We start from the raw sequence: 6,561 nt of genomic DNA on the forward strand, positions 1-6,561 counted from the left end.
ACGTGAGTCATGCAAGAAGGTTTCTTTACAGACAGCCCGAGGAATTTACCAGCGTGCCCAAAGGCTCGCCCACCAGGGCTTTACGGATGTTGTCCGGCTCGTTCATGCTGAAGACCACGATGGGCATGTGGTTCTCCTCACAGAGGGAGAAGGCCGTGGCATCCATGACCTTGAGCTGCTTCGTCAGACAGTCGTGATAGCTCACGCAGTCATAGCGCTTCGCGTTCGGATTCTTGTTCGGATCACTGTCGTAGATGCCGTCCACCTTGGTGGCTTTGAAAACCACGTCCGCGCCGATCTCACTGGCACGCAGCGCAGCGGTGGTGTCGGTGGAGAAGAAAGGATTGCCCGTGCCTGCGGCGAAAATCACCACGCGGCCCAGTTCCAGATGGCGCATGGCCACACGGCGGATGAAGGGCTCGGCCACGTTCTTCATCTCGATGGCGCTCTGCACGCGTGTCGGCACATCGATGGCCTCCAGCATGCTCTGCAGGGCCAGCGAGTTCATCACCGTGGCCAGCATGCCCATGTAGTCTGCCGTGGCACGCTCCATGCCCTTGTTGCTCGCGCTGACGCCGCGCCAGAAATTGCCACCACCGACGACGAGTGCGATCTCAAGTCCTGTCTGATGCGCGGCTTTGATCTGGGCCGCCATGTCCTCAACAATGGGAGGACAGATGTTGTCGGTGCTGCCGGGCTCTCGGAGAGCCTCACCGCTAAGTTTGAGTACAACGCGTCTAAATTTCCTAGTTCCGGTGTTTTCGCCCATGAATGGTGTGAATTTAAATCGTGATACATGATGAGTCCGGTGATGCAAAGACATTTGTGGCGCGGCCGTCACAAGCACGCCAGGATGCGCCGATGGATCACCCTTTTCGACACTGCTCTGACTGCGGCGCCACAGGTCTCACCCCGCGCAGTGAACGCGAGTTTGTGTGCCCTGCCTGCGGCTACCGGCACTTCGTCACGCCGATCCCCGCAGCCTGCGCGCTCCTGCTGGATGCTGAAAACCGCCTGCTGGTCATCCGGCGCGCGCATGAGCCAGGCCTAGGGAAGCTGTGCCTGCCGGGCGGAGTCATCGAAGGCGGTGAAACCGGGGAGACAGCCGCCTCCCGGGAAGTGCTGGAAGAGGTGGGGCTGACGGTGGCACCCGGGGCCTTCAGCTATGTGGTGTCCCTGCCGAACCGCTATCTGTTCCAAGGGTTTGTGTGGCCTACGGTGGACCTCTTCTACGTGGCCAGAGTCACCTCTTTTGAAGGGGTCCAGCCAGCGGCCTCCGAGGTGTCTGAATGGATGGTCGTGCCCCTGGCGGGGGTGCCGCTGGAGGAGTTCGCGTTCAACTCCAACGCCGAGGCCGTGCGGATGATCCAGAAATGCCACGGCGCCTGAGAAACGCACACTCGCTAAAAAACGTGGTGCCCGATGTGCTGTCCTTGGTTAAAGGAAAAGGGATGTCGGACTTCAGCCTCACCTTCCTGGGCACCGGCACCTCTGTCGGGGTGCCGATGATCGGCTGTGATTGTGAGACGTGCCGCAGCACCGATCCGCGTGACAACCGCCTGCGCTCCAGCATCTGGATCCGCACGCCGGAAATGGCCTGGGTGGTGGACACCGGCCCGGATTTCCGCACGCAGTGCCTGCGCGCCGGCATCCGCCATCTGGATGCCGCCCTCTTCACGCATCCGCACATGGATCATCTGACCGGGTTTGATGAGCTGCGCCGCTTCACCATTCCGCCGGAGGTCTTCATCCCCGTGTATGCCCTGCCCTCCTGCCTGGAGGTGCTGCAGCGCATGTTTAGTTATGCCTTTGATCCATCGAATCACTATCGAGGCTACCTCAAACCTTTCCCGAAACCGATTCACGGGCCCTTTCAGCTGGGCGAGACTCTCGTCACGCCTCTGCCGGTGAAGCATGGCAAGGTGGAGGCCATCGGCTTCCTCTTCACCCGGCATAACCAAAAGCTCTGCGCGTATATTCCTGACGTGAAGGTGCTGCTGCCGGAGACAGTGACTGCACTCACGGGTGTGGACACCTTGATCATCGATGCGCTCCGCCACACGGAACACCCGACACACCTCACCTTTGCCGAGGCCCTGGAAGTGCACGGCCAGGTGCTGGCGCGGCGCACGTTTTTCACCCATCTTCAGTGTGAGATCATGCACTCGCGTGAGGAGCCCAAACTCCCGCCGGATGTCAAAATCGCCTATGACGGTATGGAACTGACCTGGGACTAGCCTTTCATTCAGAATGACGCGCACAGGAAGCCACTCTCAACTCCGCCGGCGGATGATTCTCCCGGCGGCGCTGGCCTCCCTGCTGCTCAGCCTAACAGCATTTGCGCAAGAGAGCGATGAGGAGCAGCCGGCGCTGGACCTCTCCGGCGAGACCGTGGTGGTCTACAATCCGGATTTCTCCCAGTCTCGTGAGCTCGCGGAATATTATGCCGAGAAACGTGGCATCCCCAAAGACCGCCTGATCGCGCTCGAGCTGCCCCTCGAAGACAGCATCTCGCGCGAGCAGTATGAGAAGCTGATCCGCAAACCTTTGTTTGAGACCTTTGTCCGGCGCGGCTGGTGGAAGCTGGCGCTCAGCGAGATCACCGATCCAGCTTCATCAAAGCCGCGCCAGGCCATGCTGGTGGGTGAGTCCGGTGTGCGTGTGGTCTGCCTGATGCGTGGCGTGCCTTTTCAAATCCGGCGTGAGCAGGAGAAGCCTGCCACAGCCAAGGAAGATGAGGCCAGCGTGGACAGCGAGCTCGCCACCCTGGGCATGCCCAGCGCACCGCTGGCCGGGGCCATCCGCAATCCTTACTTCAACCAGGACGTGCGCTTCCAGATCTTCCAGGGTGCACCGGGCATGCTGATCGTGGGCCGTCTGGATGCACCGGACGCGGACACCGTGAAGCGCATGATTGATGATGCCCTTCACGCCGAACAAGAAGGATTGCGAGGACGTGCCGTCATCGACTTCGCGCTCAAGACCGGCGCCTACCAGGAAGGTGAGGACTGGCTGACACGCAGCACCATTCTGTTTCGCGAGCATGGGGTGCCGGTTTTCATTGATAAAGAGGAGTCGCTGATTCCGGATCACTGGCCGCTGCCAGACACGGCCTTCTATTTTGGCTGGTATGCAGCCACGGTCAGCGGTGGAGTCGGTAGTCCCGCTTTCAAGTTCATGCCAGGTGCCATCGCCTGCCATCTGCACAGCTACAGTGCCGCGGCCATTCGTTCAGAGGATCGTCACTGGGTCGGGCCGCTGCTGAAACATGGAGCTGCTGTATCACTGGGAAATGTCTTTGAGCCTTACCTCAGCCTGACGGTGCACTTTGATGTGCTGAACCAGCGATTGATGGAAGGCTACACGGTCGGCGAGGCTTCCTGGAATGCGACCCCGGTGCTTTCCTGGATGAATGTGGTTTGCGGAGATCCGCTCTACCGTCCCTATGCGCGCGGTCCCGGCAGCACCATGGGCGATGATGGTCGCGGCCGCGACTACGCGCTCTACCAGGGCATCGCCATGAAGTATCAGGAGCGTGGCAGCCAGGAACTGAAGCAGGCGCTCTCCGAACTGGCCGAGACCCGCAACAAGCCGCATCTGCTGGAGCTGACTGCCCTGCTCTCCGCGAGCGAAGGCAAGAATGCGGAGGCCATCGAGCTGCTGGAGCATGCAGAATCGCTCTACGTCATCAACACCGACAAGGTGCGGGCCCAGCTCTATCTGGCGGAGCTGTATCGCAAGGAAGGCCGGGCGGAGCAGTCGAAGAAGCTTCTTCAGCGCATCATGGACAACAAGGCCTTTGCCAATGTTCCGGCCATTCTCGCGGCCAAAGCGATGCTGGAGAAGCAATAGGCGCATCCCTGCGGGCGTTTTATGCGCCATGAAGCAACACCTCGCCTGCATGACCGTCCTGGTTGGATCGTTGGTTGGTGCCGAGCCGGTCTCTGTGAAGACGGAGACCTTTGACCGCGACCCGGGCTGGGAGGGTCACAACAACCACATCATCCCGAAGAACGTCTTGATGGTGAAGCAGGACTTCGGCTTCAGCCCAACTAACTTTGCCGGAAAAGGCGCCGGTGAACTGGGTGGCCGCATCCAGCGCTCTACGACACCGGCCTATTACGCGAAAGAGATCCCGGTGAAGACGCTCAATGACAGCTTCAGCGCCTCGGGCAGCTTTGCCCTGACGAAGTCGGAAGGTGGCGCGGGTGTGTTCTTTGGCTTCTTCAATTCCAATCAACCCGGAGGCAGCGGACGGCCGATCGGCTCGCTCGGACTCGATTTTGACTTCGAGGGCAAGGGCGGCCGTCTGGCCACGCGGCTGATCACGAACACCAACAAATCCTGCGGCACTTTCATCACGCCGTATCTGCCGGGCAAGTTCCGGCCGACACCGATCAAGAATGACGGCACACGCTATCACTGGACCCTCAGCTATGAGCCTCAAGGCGCGCAGGGGCGCGGCCAGTTCACCTTCACCATGCGCAGTGACACGCACACGTTTGAAGATTACGGTGCGCTGCCTCCAGCCTCGGAGACTGAGGCGCAGGCTCGATTTCCGAACACGAAGAAGTTCGTCATCGAGCTTCCTGCAGGTTACAAGGAGGAAGGAGCCACCTTTGACCGCTTCGGCGCGCTGAACATGATGAAGTCCGGTGGCGCGGTGATGATGTATTTTGATGATGTGACCTTCCTGGAGCAGGATGAGGACTTCACCCAAGATCCCGGCTGGACCGCCTCCGGCAATCGCACCACCTATGAGGATCATGAGGTCGTCGGCGCTCATAACTTTGGCTTTAGCGAGAAAACGCAGCATGCCGGTGGCACCAAGCCTGGCGAGGTCGGCGGCGGTCTCTGGCGCAGCGGAGACTATGGCTACTACGCGGATCGTGTCGGCACTTTGAATCTCGATCAGCGCCTCGAAGCCAAGGGCAAGGTGAAGCTCGTCACCGCAGGCCCCGACTCTGATATGCACATCGGCTGGTTCAGCAGCGCCACGAAAGACAAGTCACCTGATGAGGCCGGGAACTTTGTCGGCATCCATGTGGGCGGCCCCACGCGCATCGGGCATTACTTCCTTCCGCAGTTCGCATCAGCGACTGGCACCAAGGGCAAGGTGGACAGCGGTCCTGTGCTCACACCAGGCAAGCTCTTCGCATGGTCCTTGGTTTATGATCCTGCTGCCAACCATGGCATGGGAGAGATTCATGTGACGCTTGGCTCTGCAACTGCCACGCTTCAGCTCAAGCCCGGCCAGAAACAGCAGGGTGCCACGCTGGACCGATTCGGCCTTTTCACCTCTCAGGCTGGAGGCCAGATGGTGAAAATATTTCTCGATGATGTGTCATATACCACAGCCCGCTGAGTCACCTTGAGAAAGCATGCCCATGAAAAAAGTCCTCCTCAGCCTTACGTTCGTTGCCCTGTCCCTCGGAGCCTACAAGCTCATCGGCCAGGTCGCCGAGAAGAAAACGGGGATCGAGGCACGCCTCGCCCAGGCGCTCAAAATGTTCCCGGATGCGGACACGGACAAGGATGGGAAGCTCTCCATCAATGAGGCGCTCTCCTATGTGGAAAAGCATCCGGAAGCGAAGGACAAGTTCATCGCCAAAAACGGCGGCAGCAAAAGCAGTTCCAAGCCAGCCTCCTTTGCCCCTGGGGCCGAAGGCACGAAGGTCTTTGTCTGCGCGCACAGCTACATGATTTATACCGCCGACTGGCTGCCCCAGCTCGCCGAGGCGGCGCACGTGTCTCATCTAAAAGCCGGGCAGCAGATGATCGGTGGCTCGCAGGTCATCCAGCACTGGAATCTGCCGGATGCACAGAACCAGGCCAAGAAAGCGCTCAAGGAAGGCATCGTGGATGTGCTCACGCTTTCACCGCATCTGCTCATGCCGGATGAAGGCATCGACAACTACACGAAGCTCGGTCTCGAAAAGAACCCGAACCTTCGCGTGCTGGTGCAGGCCTCCTGGGTGCCGAAGGATGGCAAGACCGGCGAGTTTACGAACGCCATGCGTGATTCGGTGACCGCCGATGAGATCCGCCAGATGCGTGACTTCCATCACAATGGCTGGCTCAAGCAGCTCGAATCACAAGTCGCCACGCTGAACGCCGCCGTGGGTCACGAAACCGTGCACATCCTCCCCGTGAGTGCTGCTGTGTATGCGCTGCGTGAACGCGTCGCTGAAGGCAAAGCCCCCGGCCTCAGCAAGCAGAGCGAGATGTTCCGTGACGACCACGGCCATCCCTCCGACGTCATGGCGCTGCTGGTCAGCTACTGCCACTTTGCCGCGATCTACCAGCGCACACCTGTGGGGCTTCCTGTCCCGACCAAACTCAAGGACAGGCCGCAGATGGCTGAGCTTAACAAACTATTGCAAGAGATTGCCTGGGAGTCTGTGACTCACTACCCGATGAGCGGAGTGAAGGTCGCAGATGCAAAGCCCTGAGCTTTGCCTGCAAGGCTCACCACCATGAGGAACGCTCATCGTCCCCGATAAGGCGGGACAACACCGTGGGATGCCGCAGGCCGCCGCGGTCAAGGAGCGCGGACTGAAG

Annotated in this window: 6 protein-coding genes; 5 read left to right on the plus strand and 1 reads right to left on the minus strand. The window is 60.0% G+C overall.

The window, feature by feature from the left end; translation table 11 throughout:
* Positions 1 to 25: 25 nt before the first annotated feature.
* The gene (gene pyrH / locus BGE01nite_RS10760; RefSeq protein WP_146850449.1) at positions 26 to 769 is read right to left on the minus strand and encodes a UMP kinase; all 744 of its coding nucleotides are present in this window, start codon (positions 767 to 769) and stop codon (positions 26 to 28) included.
* Between the two features lie 92 nt (positions 770 to 861).
* On the opposite strand from pyrH, the gene BGE01nite_RS10765 reads away from it, so the two are divergent.
* From BGE01nite_RS10765 to BGE01nite_RS10785, 5 genes are all read left to right on the plus strand, one after another.
* The gene (locus BGE01nite_RS10765; RefSeq protein ID WP_146850450.1) at positions 862 to 1,389 is read left to right on the plus strand and encodes an NUDIX hydrolase; all 528 of its coding nucleotides are present in this window, start codon (positions 862 to 864) and stop codon (positions 1,387 to 1,389) included.
* Between the two features lie 62 nt (positions 1,390 to 1,451).
* Entirely contained in the window at positions 1,452 to 2,237 is a 786-nt protein-coding gene (locus BGE01nite_RS10770) for an MBL fold metallo-hydrolase (RefSeq protein ID WP_146850451.1), read from the plus strand.
* A gap of 52 nt (positions 2,238 to 2,289) precedes the next feature.
* Complete coding sequence (locus tag BGE01nite_RS10775) at positions 2,290 to 3,852, plus strand: TIGR03790 family protein (RefSeq protein ID WP_170266722.1); 1,563 nt, start codon at positions 2,290 to 2,292, stop codon at positions 3,850 to 3,852.
* Between the two features lie 28 nt (positions 3,853 to 3,880).
* Entirely contained in the window at positions 3,881 to 5,365 is a 1,485-nt protein-coding gene (locus tag BGE01nite_RS10780; RefSeq protein WP_146850453.1) for a hypothetical protein, read from the plus strand.
* A 22-nt stretch (positions 5,366 to 5,387) separates the two neighbouring features.
* Positions 5,388 to 6,452, plus strand: a complete 1,065-nt coding sequence (locus BGE01nite_RS10785; RefSeq protein WP_146850454.1) for a hypothetical protein — start codon at positions 5,388 to 5,390, stop codon at positions 6,450 to 6,452.
* Positions 6,453 to 6,561 lie beyond the last annotated feature (109 nt).

Origin of the sequence: Prosthecobacter gellanilyticus, from assembly GCF_007992435.1 — a bacterium.
GTDB lineage: Bacteria > Verrucomicrobiota > Verrucomicrobiia > Verrucomicrobiales > Verrucomicrobiaceae > Prosthecobacter > Prosthecobacter gellanilyticus.